General features: G+C 67.8%; 18 protein-coding genes. 12 read left to right on the forward strand and 6 right to left on the reverse strand.

Annotation, left to right across the window (positions count from 1 at the left end; genetic code table 11):
- Positions 1-348 precede the first annotated feature (348 nt).
- The 3 genes from CUJ89_RS32840 (at position 349) to CUJ89_RS32850 (ending at position 3,339) form a co-directional block, all read left to right on the forward strand.
- The gene (locus tag CUJ89_RS32840) at positions 349-1,548 is read left to right on the forward strand and encodes an amidohydrolase family protein (protein WP_114181369.1); all 1,200 of its coding nucleotides are present in this window, start codon (positions 349-351) and stop codon (positions 1,546-1,548) included.
- Between the two features lie 76 nt (positions 1,549-1,624).
- A complete protein-coding gene (locus tag CUJ89_RS32845) occupies positions 1,625-2,809 on the forward strand; it encodes an amidohydrolase family protein (RefSeq protein ID WP_114181370.1) in 1,185 nt (394 codons plus the stop codon).
- Positions 2,810-2,865: 56 nt separating this feature from the next.
- On the forward strand, positions 2,866-3,339 hold the full coding sequence (locus tag CUJ89_RS32850) for a nuclear transport factor 2 family protein (RefSeq protein WP_114181371.1): 474 nt from the start codon (positions 2,866-2,868) through the stop codon (positions 3,337-3,339).
- 46 nt (positions 3,340-3,385) lie between these two features.
- Here CUJ89_RS32850 and CUJ89_RS32855 read toward each other — a convergent pair whose 3' ends face one another.
- Positions 3,386-4,249: a LysR family transcriptional regulator gene (locus CUJ89_RS32855; RefSeq protein ID WP_114181372.1), complete on the reverse strand. Its 864-nt coding sequence runs from the start codon at positions 4,247-4,249 to the stop codon at positions 3,386-3,388.
- 138 nt (positions 4,250-4,387) lie between these two features.
- On the opposite strand from CUJ89_RS32855, the gene CUJ89_RS38985 reads away from it, so the two are divergent.
- From CUJ89_RS38985 to CUJ89_RS32870, 3 genes are all read left to right on the forward strand, one after another.
- Entirely contained in the window at positions 4,388-4,642 is a 255-nt protein-coding gene (locus tag CUJ89_RS38985; RefSeq protein WP_321970388.1) for an ankyrin repeat domain-containing protein, read from the forward strand.
- Between the two features lie 302 nt (positions 4,643-4,944).
- On the forward strand, positions 4,945-5,730 hold the full coding sequence (locus CUJ89_RS32865) for an ABC transporter substrate-binding protein (RefSeq protein ID WP_114181373.1): 786 nt from the start codon (positions 4,945-4,947) through the stop codon (positions 5,728-5,730).
- A gap of 45 nt (positions 5,731-5,775) precedes the next feature.
- Positions 5,776-6,624, forward strand: a complete 849-nt coding sequence (locus CUJ89_RS32870) for a phytanoyl-CoA dioxygenase family protein (protein WP_114181374.1) — start codon at positions 5,776-5,778, stop codon at positions 6,622-6,624.
- An 81-nt stretch (positions 6,625-6,705) separates the two neighbouring features.
- Here CUJ89_RS32870 and hutC read toward each other — a convergent pair whose 3' ends face one another.
- The gene (gene hutC / locus CUJ89_RS32875) at positions 6,706-7,443 is read right to left on the reverse strand and encodes a histidine utilization repressor (RefSeq protein ID WP_114181375.1); all 738 of its coding nucleotides are present in this window, start codon (positions 7,441-7,443) and stop codon (positions 6,706-6,708) included.
- A gap of 44 nt (positions 7,444-7,487) precedes the next feature.
- Positions 7,488-8,252 carry an SDR family oxidoreductase gene (locus tag CUJ89_RS32880; protein WP_114181376.1) on the reverse strand — a complete coding sequence of 255 codons (765 nt, stop codon included), beginning with the start codon at positions 8,250-8,252 and terminating at the stop codon, positions 7,488-7,490.
- A 412-nt stretch (positions 8,253-8,664) separates the two neighbouring features.
- Here CUJ89_RS32880 and CUJ89_RS32885 point away from each other — a divergent pair, with 412 nt between their 5' ends.
- On the forward strand, positions 8,665-9,372 hold the full coding sequence (locus CUJ89_RS32885; protein ID WP_114181377.1) for a YceH family protein: 708 nt from the start codon (positions 8,665-8,667) through the stop codon (positions 9,370-9,372).
- A 77-nt stretch (positions 9,373-9,449) separates the two neighbouring features.
- Here the strand turns inward: CUJ89_RS32885 and CUJ89_RS32890 are convergent, their stop codons facing one another.
- The gene (locus CUJ89_RS32890; protein ID WP_114181378.1) at positions 9,450-9,872 is read right to left on the reverse strand and encodes a hypothetical protein; all 423 of its coding nucleotides are present in this window, start codon (positions 9,870-9,872) and stop codon (positions 9,450-9,452) included.
- 20 nt (positions 9,873-9,892) lie between these two features.
- Complete coding sequence (locus CUJ89_RS32895; protein WP_114181379.1) at positions 9,893-10,447, reverse strand: hypothetical protein; 555 nt, start codon at positions 10,445-10,447, stop codon at positions 9,893-9,895.
- Between the two features lie 214 nt (positions 10,448-10,661).
- On the opposite strand from CUJ89_RS32895, the gene CUJ89_RS32900 reads away from it, so the two are divergent.
- Positions 10,662-11,789 carry a 3-deoxy-7-phosphoheptulonate synthase gene (locus CUJ89_RS32900; protein WP_114181380.1) on the forward strand — a complete coding sequence of 376 codons (1,128 nt, stop codon included), beginning with the start codon at positions 10,662-10,664 and terminating at the stop codon, positions 11,787-11,789.
- A gap of 165 nt (positions 11,790-11,954) precedes the next feature.
- Positions 11,955-12,383: a PRC-barrel domain-containing protein gene (locus CUJ89_RS32905; RefSeq protein ID WP_114181381.1), complete on the forward strand. Its 429-nt coding sequence runs from the start codon at positions 11,955-11,957 to the stop codon at positions 12,381-12,383.
- A gap of 102 nt (positions 12,384-12,485) precedes the next feature.
- Here CUJ89_RS32905 and dapF read toward each other — a convergent pair whose 3' ends face one another.
- On the reverse strand, positions 12,486-13,322 hold the full coding sequence (gene dapF, locus CUJ89_RS32910) for a diaminopimelate epimerase (RefSeq protein WP_114181382.1): 837 nt from the start codon (positions 13,320-13,322) through the stop codon (positions 12,486-12,488).
- Between the two features lie 280 nt (positions 13,323-13,602).
- Here dapF and CUJ89_RS32915 point away from each other — a divergent pair, with 280 nt between their 5' ends.
- The 3 genes from CUJ89_RS32915 (at position 13,603) to trhA (ending at position 16,715) form a co-directional block, all read left to right on the forward strand.
- Complete coding sequence (locus CUJ89_RS32915; RefSeq protein ID WP_114181383.1) at positions 13,603-15,681, forward strand: carbon starvation CstA family protein; 2,079 nt, start codon at positions 13,603-13,605, stop codon at positions 15,679-15,681.
- Between the two features lie 12 nt (positions 15,682-15,693).
- Positions 15,694-15,900 (forward strand): YbdD/YjiX family protein, encoded by a 207-nt coding sequence (locus CUJ89_RS32920; RefSeq protein ID WP_006480280.1) that lies wholly within the window; start codon positions 15,694-15,696, stop codon positions 15,898-15,900.
- A 194-nt stretch (positions 15,901-16,094) separates the two neighbouring features.
- Positions 16,095-16,715 (forward strand): PAQR family membrane homeostasis protein TrhA, encoded by a 621-nt coding sequence (gene trhA / locus CUJ89_RS32925; RefSeq protein ID WP_114181384.1) that lies wholly within the window; start codon positions 16,095-16,097, stop codon positions 16,713-16,715.
- Positions 16,716-16,737 lie beyond the last annotated feature (22 nt).

Genomic DNA, 16,737 nt, shown 5'->3' on the forward strand with positions numbered 1-16,737 from the left:
AGTCTGTTGCCGCGTAAATCGCCGGTCGGGCGGGGCGCTGAAGCGACGGCCGGCAACGGCGCGAGGCGGCCTCCGGACGCCCGTATTCCGGTGATGCCGCCGCTGCGCGGCGATCGGAATTTCCGCCGTTTTCACTGCGATCCAGCCCCATCGCCGCGCCAGCCCCGGCGGGCGCGCGCACCGCGCATCGCGAAATCGAATGCGCGGCATCGCGACATTTAATTGGCCTCGGGTGGCGGCGTCCGATATCGTGGCCGGATTCCCTGCCAACGGTCGCGCCGCGCCGGCTGCGGTTCCGTCCCCTGTCCGCGCCGGTGTCGCGCAGCGACCGCCCCACGATTCCGAGCCATGACCGATCGTATCTTCATCAACGCCGTCGACGCCGGCGGCCAGCCCATCCATCTCGTCGTCAGTGACGGCCGCTTCACCGCGATCGGCGCCGATTGCGCGGCCGCGCCCGGTGCGGAAACGATCGACCTCGACGGCCGCGTCGTGCTGCCCGGCTTCGTCGACGGCCACATCCACCTCGACAAGAGCTTCGTCGGCGATCGCTGGGTGCCGCACGAATCGGTCGGCTCGCTGCGCGAGCGGCTCGTGGTCGAGAAGCGCCAGCTCGCGGCCGCACCGCCGATCGTCGAGCGCGCGAACGCGCTGATCGCGCAGGCCGCCGCATTCGGCACGGTCGCGATGCGCAGCCACGTCGACGTCGATGCGACGACCGGCCTGTCGAACCTGCAGGCCGTGATGGCCGCACGCGAGCAATGGCTCGGGATCGTCGACATCGAACTGGTCGCGTTTCCGCAGGCCGGCGTCGTGACGTGCCCGGGCACCGCCGAGATGCTCGATGCGGCCGTGCGCGAAGGCGCGGACGTGGTCGGCGGGATCGACCCGACGACGCTCGACGGCGATGCGGACGGCCAGCTCGACATCGTGTTCGGCATCGCCGAGAAGCGCGGCGCGAAGATCGACATCCACCTGCACGAACCGGGCGAAACGGGCGTCGCGCAACTGCTGCGGATCGCGGCGCGCACGCGCGCGGCGGGGCTCGGCGGCCGCGTGAACGTGAGCCATGCGTATGCGCTCGGCCAGGTCGGTCATGACGACGTCGAACGCACCGCGGCGGCACTGGCCGAAGCCGGCGTGTCGATCCTGACGAATGCGCCGGGCGACTGCGCGTTCCCGCCGGTGCAGCAGCTGCGCGATGCGGGCGTGCACGTGCTGGCGGGCAACGACAACATCCGCGACGCATGGTGGCCGTACGGCAACGGCGACATGCTGCAGCGCGCGATGATGGTCGGCTATCGATCGGGCTTCTACACCGACGAAGCCCTCGGCATCGCGCTCGACATGGCGACGCACGCAGGCGCGCGCGCGATCGGCAAGGAGAACTACGGAATCGCGGTCGGCTGCGACGCGACGTTCGTTGCGGTGCGCGCACCGAATGCCGCGGCTGCCGTCGCAGGCGTGCCGGCCGAGCGCTGGGTGTTCCGCCGCGGCGAAAGCGATACGGGCGCGCCGTTCGCGCCCGCGCTGCGCTTCACCCGCTGACCGACCTGACCGACCTGACCGCGGGCACGGCACGCGCCGCGCCCGCTTCGCACTGACCGACCACACCGGAACCGACATGACCCACCTGCTGATCCGCAATGTCCGCACGAGCGCCGACGATGCGCTCGACATCCTGATCGAAGGCGATCGCATCGCACGCGTCGGCCCGTCGCTCGACGTGCCCGCCGGCTGCGCGATCGAGGACGGTGCGGGCGCGCTCGCGCTGCCTGGCCTCGTCGAAGGCCACACGCACCTCGACAAGACGCACTGGGGGATGCCGTGGTATCGCAACCAGGTCGGGCCGTGCCTCGTCGACCGGATCGAGAACGAGCGGCACTATCGCGCGACGAGCGGCCATGACGCCGGCGTCGCGTCGCTCGCGCTGGCGCACGCGTTCCTCGCGGCCGGCACGACGCGCATCCGCACGCACGTCGACGTCGATACCGAGGCCGGGCTGCGGCATCTGCACGGCGTGCTCGCGACGCGCGAGACGCTGCGCGGGCAGGTCGACATCCAGATCGTCGCGTTTCCGCAATCGGGCGTGCTCAAGCGGCCGGGCACCGACGCGCTGCTGTCCGACGCGCTGGCCGCCGGCGCCGACCTGCTCGGCGGGCTCGACCCGTGCGCGATCGAAGGCGACCCGGTCGAGGCGGTGGACGTGCTGTTCGAGATCGCCGCACGCCACGGCCGCGGGCTCGACATCCACCTGCACGAGCGCGCGTCGATGGGCGCGTACTCGCTCGACCTGATCCTGCAGCGCACGGCCGCGCTCGGCATGCAGGGGAAGGTCACGATCAGCCACGGGTTCTGTCTCGGCGACATCGCCGAACGCGAGCGCGACGCGCTGCTCGCGCGGATGGCCGAACTCGGCGTCGCGATCGTCACGACCGCGCCGGCGGCGGTGCCCGTGCCGCCGGTGGCCGCGTGCCGCGCGGCGGGCGTGACGGTCATCGGCGGCAACGACGGCGTGCGCGACACGTGGACGCCGTACGGTTCGCCCGACATGCTCGAGCGCGCAATGCTGATCGGCATGCGCAACGATTTCCGCCGCGACGATGCGCTCGAAGTCGCGCTCGACTGCGTAACGCACAGCGCGGCGCGCGGTTGCGGGTTCGCGGACTACGGGCTGCAGCCGGGCAGCCGCGCGGACGTCGTGCTGGTCGATGCGCTGACGTTCGCCGAGGCCGTCGTCGCGCGGCCGGCGCGGCGTGTCGTCGTGTCGTCGGGGAAGATCGTCGCGCGCAACGGCGCGCTGGTCTGAGCGAAGCGTCGCCCCGGTATGATCCGGCTTTCAGCCGGATTTCCCGGGAGACGACGATGCGACGCACGACAGCGGCACGGGCCGCACGATGGATGGCGGCGGTCCTGTTCGCCGCGACGGCCGCGCATGCGGCGGCGGCCGGCCCGAACGACGCGCAGCAGGAAGCCAATCGGCGGACCGTGCTCACGTTCTACGAAAAAGGCTTGAACGACAAGGACGCGGACGCCGCGCTCGCGTATGTCGGCGATCGCTACGTGCAGCACAACCCGAACGCGGCCGACGGCCGCGACGGCTTCCGCAAGTTCGTCGCGTTCCTGCGCGACAAATATCCGCAGTCGCACAGCGAGATCAAGCGCTCGTTCGCCGACGGCGACTACGTGATCCTGCACGTGCACGCGGTGCGTGAACCCGGCACGCGCGGCAGCGCGATCATGGACATCTTCCGGCTCGAGCACGGCAAGATCGTCGAGCACTGGGACGTCAACCAGCCCGTGCCCGGGCAGGCCGCGAACGGGAACACGATGTTCTGATGCGTTCGGGCTGTGCAGCCCGACTCCCGAATGAATGCCTCTTCGCTTACTGCCGCTCGAGATCCAGCATCGCCGAGAGCGTCTTCGTCAGCTCGCTGACCATCGGGTCGGCCGTCGGCCGATGCAGGATCGCGATGTCCATATGCTCGATTGGCGCGAAACCCTGCTTCGCAGTCAGCACGACGTGTTCGTCCGTCACGACGCGCGCGGGCAGCACGCTGATGCCGAGCCCGTCCGCGACGGCGGCCTGGATGCCGCTCAGGCTCGACGTCGTGAAGCTGATCCGCCAGCGGCGGCCGCGCTCCTCGATCGCCTTGATCATGTCGTCGCGGTAGAGCCCGCGCGGCGGAAACACGACGATCGGCACCGGGTCGAGATCGATCGACGGATGCTTCGCGCTGTCGATCCAGCGCAGCTTCTCGGGCCAGCGCACGACGGCCTCGCGGCTGTCGCGCCGCTGCTTGATCAGCACGAGGTCGAGTTCGCCGCGGTCGTACGCGGCGCTGATGTCGCGGCTCAGCCCGCACATCACTTCGAGCTTGACCTGCGGATGCTCGCGCTTGAACGCGGCGAGCGCGTGGGTCGTGCGGCCCGCCGCGAAATCGTCGGGCACGCCGAGCCGGATCGTCAGCGCGACCGTGGCGCCCGACAGCGCTTCCAGCATCTCGTCGTTCAGCGCGAGCATCCGCCGCGCATAGCTGAGCACCGTCACGCCCGCATCGGTCGGCCGCACGTCGCGCGTGCCGCGGTCGAGCAGGCGGTGTCCGGCGATTTCCTCGAGCCGGCGCACCTTCTGGCTGACCGTCGACTGCGTCGAGTGCAGGCGCGCGGAGGCCGTCGTGAAGCTGCCGCAGTCGGCGACCATCACGAGCGCACGCAGCAGGTCGATGTCGAACAGGGGTCTATTCATTTATGCACTTTTTCGGATTCGAACATTTCATTTTCAAATGCGTGCGACGATTTTTAACATGACCGGACGCCGCGGGCAATCGCGGTTTCGCCGGACCCGGCGCGGCTGATCGCGACGCACGGCAATCACGTCGACACGGTGCGCACGCTGATCGACTCGGGCGTGAAGGTCGACCACGTGAACCGGCTCGGCTGGACCGCACTGCTGGAGGCGATCATGCTCGGCGATGGCAGCGAGCGATATGTGCGGATCGTGCAGTTCCTCGTCGACGGGCACGCGAACGTCAATCTGGCTCGATGCGGTATAGGTTGGGAGGCCAGTGCCGGGAATCGGTCTCGAACGATGCTCCGACTTCCTGTCGTATATCGACCTTCCCGGCTTGTGGATATCTGAACAAACATCCTCTCCGGCGGCTGTGCGTCTCGCAGGGTAAACACCTGAAATTTCGGTAACGTCAGCCAATTGTTCCAGTAAGAGGCACTATCTCGCCCTTCCTGCCAAATTTCACCCTCCGACTTCCGTCAATCCGTTACGCCTCCGTTTCCCCCGCTTGCGCTCAAAAATCTAGCAGTCTAGACTGCATCGCAGTTTCATCGAAGTCCCGTCTTTCGCGTACCGCGCCGGGCATGCCGGCACGACGCTCCCCACCGGACGCCCGGCGCTCGCCCGCCGCGTCGAGACCACAAGGACAAGCCATGAACCGCACTGCAAAGCTCCTCGTTACCGCGCTGGCGTTCGCGCCGCTCGTGTCGTTCGCACAGGACACGTCGACGATCCGCTGGGGCATCGATCCCACGTACCCGCCGTTCGAGGCGAAGCAGCCCGACGGCTCGCTCGCCGGCTTCGACATCGACCTGCGCAATGCGATCTGCGAGGAACTGCGTGCGAAGTGCGTATGGGTCGAGCAGGGCTTCGACGGGATGATTCCGGCGCTGCGCGCGCGCAAGTTCGACGTGATCATGTCGGCGATGACGGCCACCGACGAGCGGCTCAAGCAGATCGACTTCTCGAACAAGCTGTATGCGTCGCCGGGCGCGCTCGTCGCGCCGGTCGGTTCGAAGTTGCTGCCGACCGCGGCGTCGCTCGCGGGCAAGCGCATCGGGATCGACCAGGGTACGACGCAGGAGGCGTACGCGAAGGCCGAATGGGCGACGAAGGGCGTGACGATCGTCTCGTACCAGAATCAGGACCAGGTGTACCAGGATCTCGTGAACGGCCGCCTCGACGCGACCTTCCAGGACAAGACGCAGGCCGGCTATTCGTTCCTGAAGACGCCGCGCGGCAAGGGCTACGCGTTCGCGGGCCCCGACGTGACCGACGTGCGCATCACCGGCTACGGCGTCGCGATGGGGTTGCGCAAGAGCGACGCCGACATGAAGAAGCGGCTGAACGACGCGATCGTCGCGATCCGCGCGAACGGCACGTACCAGAAGATCGCCGCGAAATACTTCGACTTCGACATCTACGGCGCGAAGCAGTGAGCGCCGCGCCGTGACCCCGTGATTCATTCAATCGACAGGCACACCATGACGAGTATCCAGGACCGCGTCGCGAAAGCCGTGACGCCCGAACTGATCGCCGCGTTCCGCGAGGAAGGCGCGGTCTGCATCAAGGGAATCTTTTCGCCCGACGAAGTGGCCGCGCTCCGGGCCGGCATCGACGCGAATCTCGCGCAGCCGAGCGAGCGCGCGAAAGTCGCGAGCCGGCCCGACGATCCGGGCTGGTTCTTCGAGGATTTCTGCAACTGGCAGCACAACGACGCATACCGCGACTTCATCGTGCGCTCGCCGGCGCCGTCGGTGGCCGCCGCGCTGATGGGCTCGGAGAACGTGCGGCTGCATCACGACCACTTGCTCGTGAAGGAGCCCGGTACGCGGCAGCGCACGCCGTGGCACCAGGACCAGCCGTACTACAACATCGAAGGCGAGGACAACGTCAGCATGTGGATTCCGGTCGATCCGGTGCCGCTCGAATCGACGCTGGAATTCGTCGCGGGCTCGCATCGCGGGCCGTGGCTGATGCCGCGCACGTTCATGGACAAGGAAGCGAAGTGGTTCCCGGAAGGCAGCCTCGCGGACCTGCCCGACATCGAAGCCGATCGCGCGGCCTTCCCGATCCGCCACTGGGCGCTCGAGCCCGGCGACATGGTGTGCTTCCGGATGCTCACGCTGCATGCGTCGGGCGGCACGCAGAACCGCCGGCGCGCGTTCTCGATCCGCTTCGTCGGCGACGATATCCGTCACGCGCCGCGCCGCTGGAAAACGTCGCCCGAGTTCCCCGGGCTCGCGGCTCAACTGCCCGACGGCGCGCCGCTCGAACACCCGCTGTTTCCGGTCGTGTGGTCGCGCGGCGCGGGGCAGGTCGGCGCGATCTGACCGGCGCAGGTAACGCTAACGCGCGCGGCGCCGTTTCGTGACGAAACGGTCGCCGCGCGCTTTCATGCGCGTGACGAAGGTTCAGGTCGGGTGACGTCCGGCGCCCGGCTTGAAGCGCGAGCCGAGCCGGTAGCGATTGCCCGGATGCAGGAAATGCACGAACGTGACGGGCAGCCCGTTCGTCCAGGTGCGGCGCGTGAGCGTGAGGCACGGTTCGTCGGCACGCATGTCGAGCAGCCGTGCCTGCTCGCTCGTCGGCAGCGACGCGTCGACGACGTGCTCGATCTCCAGTTCGTAGTGCGATACGTTGTTGAACAGGTACTCGGACGGCGGCTCGACCTGGAAGTCCTGGTCGATGAATTCCGGCGCGGCGGCCGGGTTCACGTAGCGGTCCTCGAGCTGGATCGGGCGGCCGTTTTCCTCATGCACGCAGACCACATGAAAGACCGGCGTGTTGACCGTCAGCCCGAACGCGGCCGCGACGTCGAACGACGCGGGCTCGCGCGACTGGCTGAGCACGCGGCAGCGGTATTCGTGCCCGCGCGCGCGGATTTCATCGCGGATGTGCGCGATCATCAGCAGGTTCGACTGCGGCTTCACTTCGGCGACGAAGGTGCCGACGCCCGCGATGCGCTTCAGCACGCCTTCCTCGGTGAGCTCGCGCAGCGCGCGATTGACCGTCATGCGCGCGACGCCGAACTGCGCGGCGAGATCGAGCTCGGACGGAATGCGATCCCCCGGGCGCCAGTCGCCCGACTCGACATTCTGGCGAACGAGCGTCTTGATCTGCTGGAACGGTGCGGTGGCCTTTGTGACCATCGGGGGATCCTTGGGGAAGGGAAACCGGGAAATTTTATCCCGGATCAGGTCGCGGGCAGTTCCCGGACGTCGGCAGTCGGCGCCGAGCCGAACGCGTCGCTCAGCGCATAGCCGATCAGTTGCCGTGCGGCCGCCTCGGGCGTCGCGAGCACGCCGCTCGACTTCAACTGGTCGAATTTCTCGCGCATCGGGAAGTTGTCTTCGCTGGTCGAGCGGATCGTTGCCTGCATCCCCGTATCGACGACGCCCGGCGCGACGCTGCAGATCCGCATCGCGCGGTTCGCGTCGAGCGCGACCGCGCGCGCATGGTGATCGAGTGCGGCCTTGGTCGCGCAGTAGATGCTCCAGCCCGCGTACGCGTTGCGCGCCGCGCCGCTCGACACGTGCAGGATCCGGCATTCGGTCGTGGCGGATGCCGCTTGCGCGAGTGCGGCCGACAGCATCAGCGGCGCCGCGACGTTCAGGCCGACCGCCCGCGCGACGATCGCCGGGTCCTGCGCGGCGAGCGGGCCGATCGGATCGACCATGCCCGCGTTGTTGAACAGCAGCACGAGCGACGCGCCGTCGACGAAGCTGCGCAGCGTGCTGCCGGCCAGCCAGGTCGCGACGGCCGATGCATCCGACAGGTCGAGTTCGATTTCGGCGAAGCGGTCGCCGGCTTGCGACGCGAGCGATGGATGACGGCTGCGCGACACGCCGAGCACGGCGATGCCTTCCTGCAGCAGTTGTTCGGCGAGCGATGCGCCGAGGCCGCGCGTGTGTCCGGTGACGATGGCGCGCACGTGCGGTGCGGAAGAGGATGCAGTCATGGCGGTGAATCGGTGGTGGGGGTGAGCGGTGTTGACGGGCGGCGCGCATGTGCGGCGGTAGCGCGAGCGGGACGGGTGATGCGTGGTCGTGCGTGCGAAAACGGTCGCGCGCGGCGCCGCGGATGTCGGGGTGAGCGCATATCGTAGCGCCGGCATGCGCGTCGCGCAAACGCGGGTGCGATCCCGCGCATGAGCTGCAGGGCGCCACGTGCGCGGAGAACGAATTTGCGCGTGCTGCACGCGCGCATCGCTGGGCAGCGCCGGCCAGTCGATACGTTGGACGAATGCCGGCTGCGGCAAATGCGCGCGCCGGCACGGCGAGCCGCGCGAGCTATCATATGGCTCGCCCGTGCGCGATGCCGGACGGGCCGCGACTGTTTCCCTCCACCTGCTGCACGCTGCGACGCCACCCATGAACACCACGCCGGATACGCCTACGCCCCGCCCCCTTCGCGAACTCACGCCCCTCGAGGCCCGCATTGTCGGCGTGCTCGTCGAGAAGCAGCACACGGTGCCGGACACTTACCCGCTGTCGTTGAATGCGCTGACCGCGGGCTGCAACCAGAAAACCGCGCGCGCGCCGGTGATGAACGTCAGCGAGGATGAAGTCACGACCGCGCTCGACGGGCTGAAGCACCTGAGCCTCGTGATGGAGGGCAGCAGCAGCCGCGTGCCGCGTTTCGAGCACAACATGAACCGCGTGCTCGGCATCCCGAGCCAGGCGATCGCGCTGCTGACGATCCTGCTGCTGCGCGGCCCGCAGACGGCCGCGGAGCTGCGCCTGAACAGCGCGCGCCTGCATGGCTTCGCGGATATCTCGTCGGTCGAGGCGTTCCTCGACGAACTCGCGGCGCGCGCGCAGGCGCTCGTGGTCCGGCTGCCGCGTGCGCCGGGCGCGCGTGAGAACCGCTGGATGCACCTGATGTGCGGCGAGGTGAACGTGGCCGACTTCGCGGGCCTGGATGCGGGCGGCGCGGATTCCGTCCCGCCTTCCGAATTCGAGGCGCTGAAGGCCGAACAGAAGCGCCTCGCGGATGAAGTGGCGCGGCTGAACGCGCTGGTGCAGCGGATGGCTACCGAACTGGGGATTGACGTCGACGCGCCGGGCGACGCGGGCTGACCGACAGCCGGTTGCGACGTTGTGCCGGCGCGTGCGCGCGCGCCGTGCAGCGGGTATCAATCGCCGCGATGCCCTCGCTACCAGCGGCACCCTGATTTCGCCGAAGCGTCGACATCCGACGCCCACGCGAAATCGGTTTTCTTGCCGGTGCGCGCGTTGGTGTAGGTCATCGTGTAGATTCGGGCGCCCTGCGACATCATTTCGTATTGTCCATTGACCTTGCCGTCGACCATTTCGACCCAGGTCGTCGTGAACTGATGCGGGCGGTCCTCGGCGAGCACTTCTTCTTCCTCGTGCCCGATCACCAACGGGATGGCCGTTTTCGATTGCGCATACCGGACCATGCCTCCCGACCATTTGACGACGTCGTCGTAGTAGGTGCGCATTTCGAAGCGGACGGGCTTGTCGCCCTCCGACTTGAAGCAGAACACTTCGGTGGAAACCTTTGCGAAGGCGGGCAACGCGATGCAGAGAAGCAGTGCGGCGAGGGTCTTTTTCATGATGGCGGGTAAAGGACGATTCAACCGAGGACGATCCGCGTGGCGCCCGCATCGACGAGCCGGAACAGCAGATCCTCGACGGCCGCCTCGGGTGCGGAACCGAGATCCGCATTGACGCGCCACCCCTGTTCCGTGCGAACCGGTTCCGACAGGTAGTGAACGATGCCATGCAGGCCATCTTCGGCCGGCGCGTTCTCGTCGTCGACATCGAACCATGCGAAGAACCACGTCTTGAACGCGTCGGTCGCCGCGCTTTCGTCGAGACCGTCGGCCTCGATCGCGGCCCAGTCCCATACGAACGGGCGAATCGACACGGCCGCCGTTTCGAGGTCGAACGCGAACGGCTCGAAATCCAGTTGAGTAGTCGAATCGACCATCGCGGGCTGGCCGGCCGCGTCGCCTTCGGCCGGGATCGTATCGGCCCGGCACGGCAGCGCGAGCGGCCCTTCGGTGGCCAGCGTGCCGTCGGCCCGCCGGTAGGCCGGCTCGACGATCACCGCCGGTTGCGCTGCCGCTTTCGCGAGCAGGTCGGCATAGGGTTGGCGGATGGCGCGGAGCAGTTCGGATACGGTCATCGTGGCGTGTCGGTTAGGCAGGGAACGATCGGTCACAGGCAGACGGTGCGCGGTGCGACCCGCGTCGTACGACGGGCCGCTTCGGTACCGGACAGCCGTGATCGTACGGCACTTCGGCCGGGCGCGGACAGTCGGCCGAACGGCCGTGGCGCTCGCCCGTCCGGGTGCCATAATCGAGCCTGCCCATCATTCCAGACGTCCCCGGAGAATCACCATGCAGAACCTCGACAATCCTTCCCACGATCGCGAGGTAGGCAGCGCCGACGCGACGCAGGACACCACGCGCATCGACGACGTCCGCATCGGCGCCGTGCGTCCGCTGATTTCGCCGGCGCTGCTGCTGGACGAGCTGCCGGTGCCGGCCGCCACGCAGACGCTCGTCGAGGATACGCGCCGCGCGATCGGCGACATCCTGCACGGCCGTGACGACCGGCTGCTGCTCGTCGTCGGCCCGTGCTCGATCCACGATCACGGCCAGGCGCTCGACTACGCGCGCCGCCTGAAGGTCGCCACCGATGCGCTGAAGGACGACCTGCTGATCACGATGCGCGTCTACTTCGAGAAGCCGCGCACGACGGTCGGCTGGAAGGGCTACATCAACGATCCGCGCCTCGACGGCAGCTTCCGCATCAACGAAGGGCTGCGCGCCGCGCGGCAACTGCTGCTCGATATCAACGCGCTCGGCCTGCCGGCCTCGACCGAATTCCTCGACCTGCTCAGCCCGCAGTACATCGCCGACCTGATCGCGTGGGGTGCGATCGGCGCACGCACGACCGAGAGCCAGAGCCATCGCCAGCTCGCGTCGGGCCTGAGCTGCCCGATCGGCTTCAAGAACGGTACCGACGGCGGCGTGCAGGTCGCGTCGGACGCGATCGTCGCCGCGGCCGCGAGCCATGCGTTCATGGGGATGACGAAGATGGGGATGGCCGCGATCTTCGAGACGCGCGGCAACGACGACGCGCACGTGATCCTGCGCGGCGGCAAGAGCGGCCCGAACTACGACGCCGAACATGTCGAGGCGTGCTGCGCGGTGCTGCGCAAGGCTGGGTTGCGCGAGCAGGTGATGGTCGACTGCTCGCACGCGAATTCGAACAAGTCGCACGAGCGGCAGATCGACGTCGCGCAGGATCTCGCGCGGCAACTGTCGCAGGGCGAGCAGCGGATCGTCGGCGTGATGGTCGAGAGCCATCTCGAAGCCGGGCGCCAGGACCTGAAGCCGGGCGTGCCGCTGAAATACGGCGTGTCGATCACCGATGCGTGCCTGAGCTGGACGCAGACGGAGCCCGTGCTCGACGTGCTGGCCGAGGCGGTGCGGCATCGCCGCGCGCAGTCGCGCGGATAGCGCGGGGGCTGCGTCATCACGTTCGATGCAGCGTCGCGCGAGTGGCGCTAATATGCGCCGGTGCGATGCGTCGCGCGCGGGCCGGCCGCGCCGCCGCGACGCGTGCATGGAGGCGGCGAGGCCGGCCGCCGATACCGACAACAATTCACCGGAGTGCATAACAGCATGACTTTCTACAAGACTCTCATCGCAGCCGCCGTCCTCGCATCGAGCGTCAGCGCGCACGCGCAGATCGCCGGCGCACAACCGCTCAGCGTGACCGTCGAGCAATCGCAGGCGCTGCTCGAAGGCTGGAGCGTGAAGAAGAGCGTGCTCGGCAAGGCGGTCTACAACGACCAGAACCAGAAGGTCGGCACCGTGCGCGACCTGATCGTCGCGCCGGACGGCTCGGTGTCGGCGGCGATCGTGTCGGCCGGCGGTTTCCTCGGCGTGGCCGCGCACGATGTCGCGGTGCCGATCGCGTCGCTCGACGTGCGCAACGGCAACATCTACCTGCCGGGCGCGACGAAGGATGCGCTGAAGGCCACGCCGGCGTTCCAGTACGCGAAGGTGCCGTCGCCGCCGAAGCCGAAGAAGCTCGACGACAAGCACTGATGCATGCGGCCCGGCACGTCCTGTGCCGGGCCAGGCCGACCGCGGGCCGTGGATGGCCGCGCGTCGGCGTCGTGTGCGGCCCCGCACCGCGAATGCCGGCGATCAGCTTGCCGGCGTCTTCCCGTCTCCCCACACCCCGCTGAAGCCGAACGAGACCGGCCCGCTCAGGTACACGCTGCCGGCGCCGTCCCATTGAACGGTGACGTCGCCGCCGTCGCATGTAACCCGCACGGTATCGTCGAGCAGCCCGCGCCGGATGCCGTTGACCACCGCGCCGCACGAACACGATCCCGAACCGAGCGGCACGCCGCCGCCGCGCTCCCAGATGCGCAAGCGGATATGCGTGCGATCGATGACCTGAACGAAATGCACGTTGGTTTTCTGCGGAAACAGCGGATGTGTTTCGATTGCGGGGCCGCGCGCCTCGATGTCGATTGCATCGAAGTCGTCGACGAAGAACGTGCAGTGCGGATTGCCCATGTTGCACGCGGCCGGTGCGCCGGGCAGCGGGAGGGCGAGCGTGTCGGCTTCTTCTGCGACGGGCACGTCGTGCCAGCCGACACGCGGTGCGCCCATCTCGACCGTGACCCGCCCGTGCGCATCGTGCGAACAGAGCAGGCGCCCGCGATTCGTACGCAGCACGACCGACGCCGTGCCGGTTTCCCGCATCAGCTTCCACGCGACACCGCGCGTCGCGCTGCCGCACGTATCGAGCGGCGAACCGTCGGCGTTCCAGAACGCGACGCGCGCCGCCGCGTCGTCGCAGTCCGACATCACCGCGAGCTGGTTGAAGCCGATGCCGCGACGCCGGTCGCCCATGCGCCGCACGAGGTCGCGGTCGATGGCGTGCGTTTGACCTTGCTCTTGATCCTGACCGCGCAGGTCGACGATGACGAAGTCATCGCCGTTCGCGTTCATCTTCTGAAATCCGATCGGCATGGCGGTTCCGCAATCGAGGCAGGCAAACACTGTACGTGGCTTGCCGGGCGCGATCAATCGCGGCCGGACGACGCGTGTGCAACGTTCATGTGGCGCAGGGCTACGTAATTCTACGTAGCCCTGCGTACGTAGTTATCCGCTTGTAAGCAGCCCCTGTCGCACGGAATACTACGGCCCACCGCCCCGACTTCGACGAGACCGGGGCACGACGCATCGACGTCACGTGGGCGCGGCACGTCGCCGTTCCCAATCAAAACCACATTGGAGACCAGGAGACGCCATGAATCGGGCTTCCAGCACCCTGCTCTGGATCGCGGTCGCGCTGCTCGGCGCGTTCTCGTTCGGAACGATCGCACTCGCGCACGGCGAACGCGTCAGTGCCCTCTGGATCGTGATCGCCGCTGTCTGCGTGTATCTGATCGCGTATCGCTTCTACAGCCGTTTCATCGCCAGCAAGGTGATGCAGCTCGACGGGCTGCGGATGACGCCGGCGGTCAAGTACAACGACGGCCTCGACTACGTGCCGACCAACAAGTACGTGCTGTTCGGCCATCACTTCGCCGCGATCGCCGGCGCGGGGCCGCTCGTCGGGCCTGTGCTCGCTGCGCAGATGGGCTATACGCCCGGCATGCTGTGGATCCTGGCCGGCGTCGTGTTCGCCGGCGCGGTGCAGGACTTCATCGTGCTGTTCATCTCGACGCGCCGCGACGGCCGCTCGCTCGGCGATCTCGTCAAGATGGAACTCGGCACGGTGCCCGGCGTGATCGCGCTGTTCGGCGCGTTCCTGATCATGGTGATCATCCTCGCGGTGCTCGCGCTGATCGTCGTGAAGGCGCTGACCAATTCGCCGTGGGGCACGTTCACCGTCGCCGCGACGATTCCGATCGCGCTGTTCATGGGCGTCTATACGCGCTACATCCGTCCGGGCCGCATCGGCGAAGTGTCGATCATCGGCTTCGTCGGGCTGATGGCGGCGATCGCGTTCGGGCAGAACGTCAGCGCTTCGCCGACGCTCGCCGCATGGTTCACGTTCAACGGCACGCAGCTCACGTGGATCCTGATCGGCTATGGCTTCGTCGCATCGGTGCTGCCGGTGTGGCTGCTGCTCGCACCGCGCGACTACCTGTCGACGTTCCTGAAGATCGGCACGATCCTCGGTCTCGCGATCGGCATCCTGGTCGTCGCGCCGGAACTGAAGATGCCCGCGCTGACGAAGTTCGTCGACGGCACGGGCCCCGTGTGGTCGGGCGGCCTGTTCCCGTTCCTGTTCATCACGATCGCGTGCGGCGCGGTGTCGGGCTTCCACGCGCTGATCGCGTCGGGCACGACGCCGAAGCTGATCGACAACGAAACCAACGCGCGCTTCATCGGTTACGGCGCGATGCTGATGGAATCGTTCGTCGCGATCATGGCGCTGGTCGCCGCGTGCGTGATCGAACCGGGCGTCTACTTCGCGATGAACGCGCCGGCCGCCGTGCTCGGCTCGACGCCGGAAGCCGTCGCGAACACCGTCACGCAGTGGGGCTTCGTGCTGACGCCCGACATGCTGACGCAGACCGCGAAGGCCGTCGGCGAAACGACGATCATCGCGCGCGCGGGCGGCGCGCCGACGCTGGCCGTCGGCATGGCGCACATCCTGCACCAGGTGATCGGCGGCGAAGCGATGATGGCGTTCTGGTATCACTTCGCGATCCTGTTCGAGGCGCTGTTCATCCTGACGGCCGTCGACGCCGGCACGCGCGCGGGCCGCTTCATGCTGCAGGATCTGCTCGGCACGTTCCACCCGGCGCTCAAGCGCACCGAGTCGCTGCCCGCGAACCTGGTCGCCACCGCGCTGTGCGTGGCCGCGTGGGGCTACTTCCTGTACCAGGGCGTAGTCGATCCGCTCGGTGGCATCAACACGCTGTGGCCGCTGTTCGGCATTTCGAACCAGATGCTCGCCGCGATCGCGCTGGTGCTCGGCACCGTCGTGCTGTTCAAGATGAAGCGCGAGCGCTATGCGTGGGTGACGATCGTGCCGACCGTATGGCTGCTGATCTGCACGCTGACGGCCGGCTGGCAGAAGATCTTCGATGCGAACCCGAAGGTCAGCTTCCTCGCGCACGCCGCGAAGCTGCAGGCCGCGGTGGACGAAGGCAAGGTGCTCGCGCCGGCGAAGTCGATCGCGCAGATGAAGCGGATCATCTTCAACGACTACATCGATGCGGCGCTGGCCGGGCTGTTCATCTTCGTCGTCGTGAGCATCGCGGTGTACGGCGTGATCGCCGTGCTGCGCGCGCGCCGCGAGTCGAAGCCGACCGTGCGCGAGACGCCGTTCGAAGCGATGCCGGCCGCGCAGGCGCTCGGCAGCGGACGTTAAGGGGAGGCCGCGATGTTCAGCGATCTTGGCAGCGACCTGCGCAGCGCGGGGCGTTACCTCGGGCAGGCGTTGCGGCTGATGGTCGGCCTGCCCGACTACGACACCTACGTCGCGCACATGCGCGAGACCCATCCGGACCGCGAGCCGATGACGTACGAGGAATTTTTCCGCGAGCGTCAGAATGCGCGGTACGGGTCGGGAGCAGGGAAGTGTTGCTGAGCCGGGCCGGCGAGACGGCCCGGTGATGGACCAGGGAGCGCCGCGACGGATTTCGTGGCGCTTTTTCTTTGGCGGGCCGGCGGCGCGCGTGTCGCGGGAATCGCCGCGCCGTTTGCCGGCGCGCAGCACGGCAAGGTTCGGCGGCCGGTATCATAGGCTCATTTTCCCGGTGGACCCGCGCAGGAGAACACGTCGTGCATGTCGGTGAGCGTTTCAACAGCATTTCCCATCTCGTCGGCGCGGTACTGTCGGTGGCAGGCCTCGTGGCGCTCGTGACGATGGGCGCGCTCGAAGGCGACCCGTACAAGGTGGTGAGCTTCAGCGTGTACGGCGCGATGCTGATCCTGCTCTACGCGATCTCGACGCTGTACCACAGCGTGCGCAATCCGCGCCTGAAAGCCATCCTGCAGAAATGCGACCACTCGGCGATCTACCTGCTGATCGCCGGCAGCTACACGCCGTTCACGCTGGTGACGTTGCGCGGCCCATGGGGCTGGTCGCTGTTCGGCGTGAGCTGGGGGCTCGCGTTGCTGGGCATCGTGCAGGAACTGACGCTCGGGCGGCGCACGCGCATGCTGTCGATGATCCTGTACGTGTTGATGGGCTGGCTGGCGCTCGTCGCGGTGCGCCCGCTGATCCATGCGCTGCCGCCGGTGGGCACGGCGTGGCTCGTGGCCGGCGGCGTCATCTACAGCGTAGGGATCTACTTCTTCATCAACGACGAACGCATTCGCCACGGGCATGGCATCTGGCACCTGTTCGTGCTGGCCGGCAGCCTGTGCCAGTTCGTCAGCGTCGCGATGTATGTCGCGTAAGCGGAATGCCGCGTTGACCTTG

It is taken from the genome of Burkholderia pyrrocinia (assembly GCF_003330765.1).
GTDB lineage: Bacteria > Pseudomonadota > Gammaproteobacteria > Burkholderiales > Burkholderiaceae > Burkholderia > Burkholderia pyrrocinia_B.

Coding starts and splice junctions, on each gene's coding strand:
- CUJ89_RS32840 (WP_114181369.1), top strand. CDS start 349: ATGACCGATCGTATCTTCATCAACGCCGTCGACGCCGGCGGCCAGCCC.
- CUJ89_RS32845 (WP_114181370.1), top strand. CDS start 1,625: ATGACCCACCTGCTGATCCGCAATGTCCGCACGAGCGCCGACGATGCG.
- CUJ89_RS32850 (WP_114181371.1), top strand. CDS start 2,866: ATGCGACGCACGACAGCGGCACGGGCCGCACGATGGATGGCGGCGGTC.
- CUJ89_RS32855 (WP_114181372.1), bottom strand. CDS start 4,249: ATGAATAGACCCCTGTTCGACATCGACCTGCTGCGTGCGCTCGTGATG.
- CUJ89_RS32865 (WP_114181373.1), top strand. CDS start 4,945: ATGAACCGCACTGCAAAGCTCCTCGTTACCGCGCTGGCGTTCGCGCCG.
- CUJ89_RS32870 (WP_114181374.1), top strand. CDS start 5,776: ATGACGAGTATCCAGGACCGCGTCGCGAAAGCCGTGACGCCCGAACTG.
- hutC (WP_114181375.1), bottom strand. CDS start 7,443: ATGGTCACAAAGGCCACCGCACCGTTCCAGCAGATCAAGACGCTCGTT.
- CUJ89_RS32880 (WP_114181376.1), bottom strand. CDS start 8,252: ATGACTGCATCCTCTTCCGCACCGCACGTGCGCGCCATCGTCACCGGA.
- CUJ89_RS32885 (WP_114181377.1), top strand. CDS start 8,665: ATGAACACCACGCCGGATACGCCTACGCCCCGCCCCCTTCGCGAACTC.
- CUJ89_RS32890 (WP_114181378.1), bottom strand. CDS start 9,872: ATGAAAAAGACCCTCGCCGCACTGCTTCTCTGCATCGCGTTGCCCGCC.
- CUJ89_RS32895 (WP_114181379.1), bottom strand. CDS start 10,447: ATGACCGTATCCGAACTGCTCCGCGCCATCCGCCAACCCTATGCCGAC.
- CUJ89_RS32900 (WP_114181380.1), top strand. CDS start 10,662: ATGCAGAACCTCGACAATCCTTCCCACGATCGCGAGGTAGGCAGCGCC.
- CUJ89_RS32905 (WP_114181381.1), top strand. CDS start 11,955: ATGACTTTCTACAAGACTCTCATCGCAGCCGCCGTCCTCGCATCGAGC.
- dapF (WP_114181382.1), bottom strand. CDS start 13,322: ATGCCGATCGGATTTCAGAAGATGAACGCGAACGGCGATGACTTCGTC.
- CUJ89_RS32915 (WP_114181383.1), top strand. CDS start 13,603: ATGAATCGGGCTTCCAGCACCCTGCTCTGGATCGCGGTCGCGCTGCTC.
- CUJ89_RS32920 (WP_006480280.1), top strand. CDS start 15,694: ATGTTCAGCGATCTTGGCAGCGACCTGCGCAGCGCGGGGCGTTACCTC.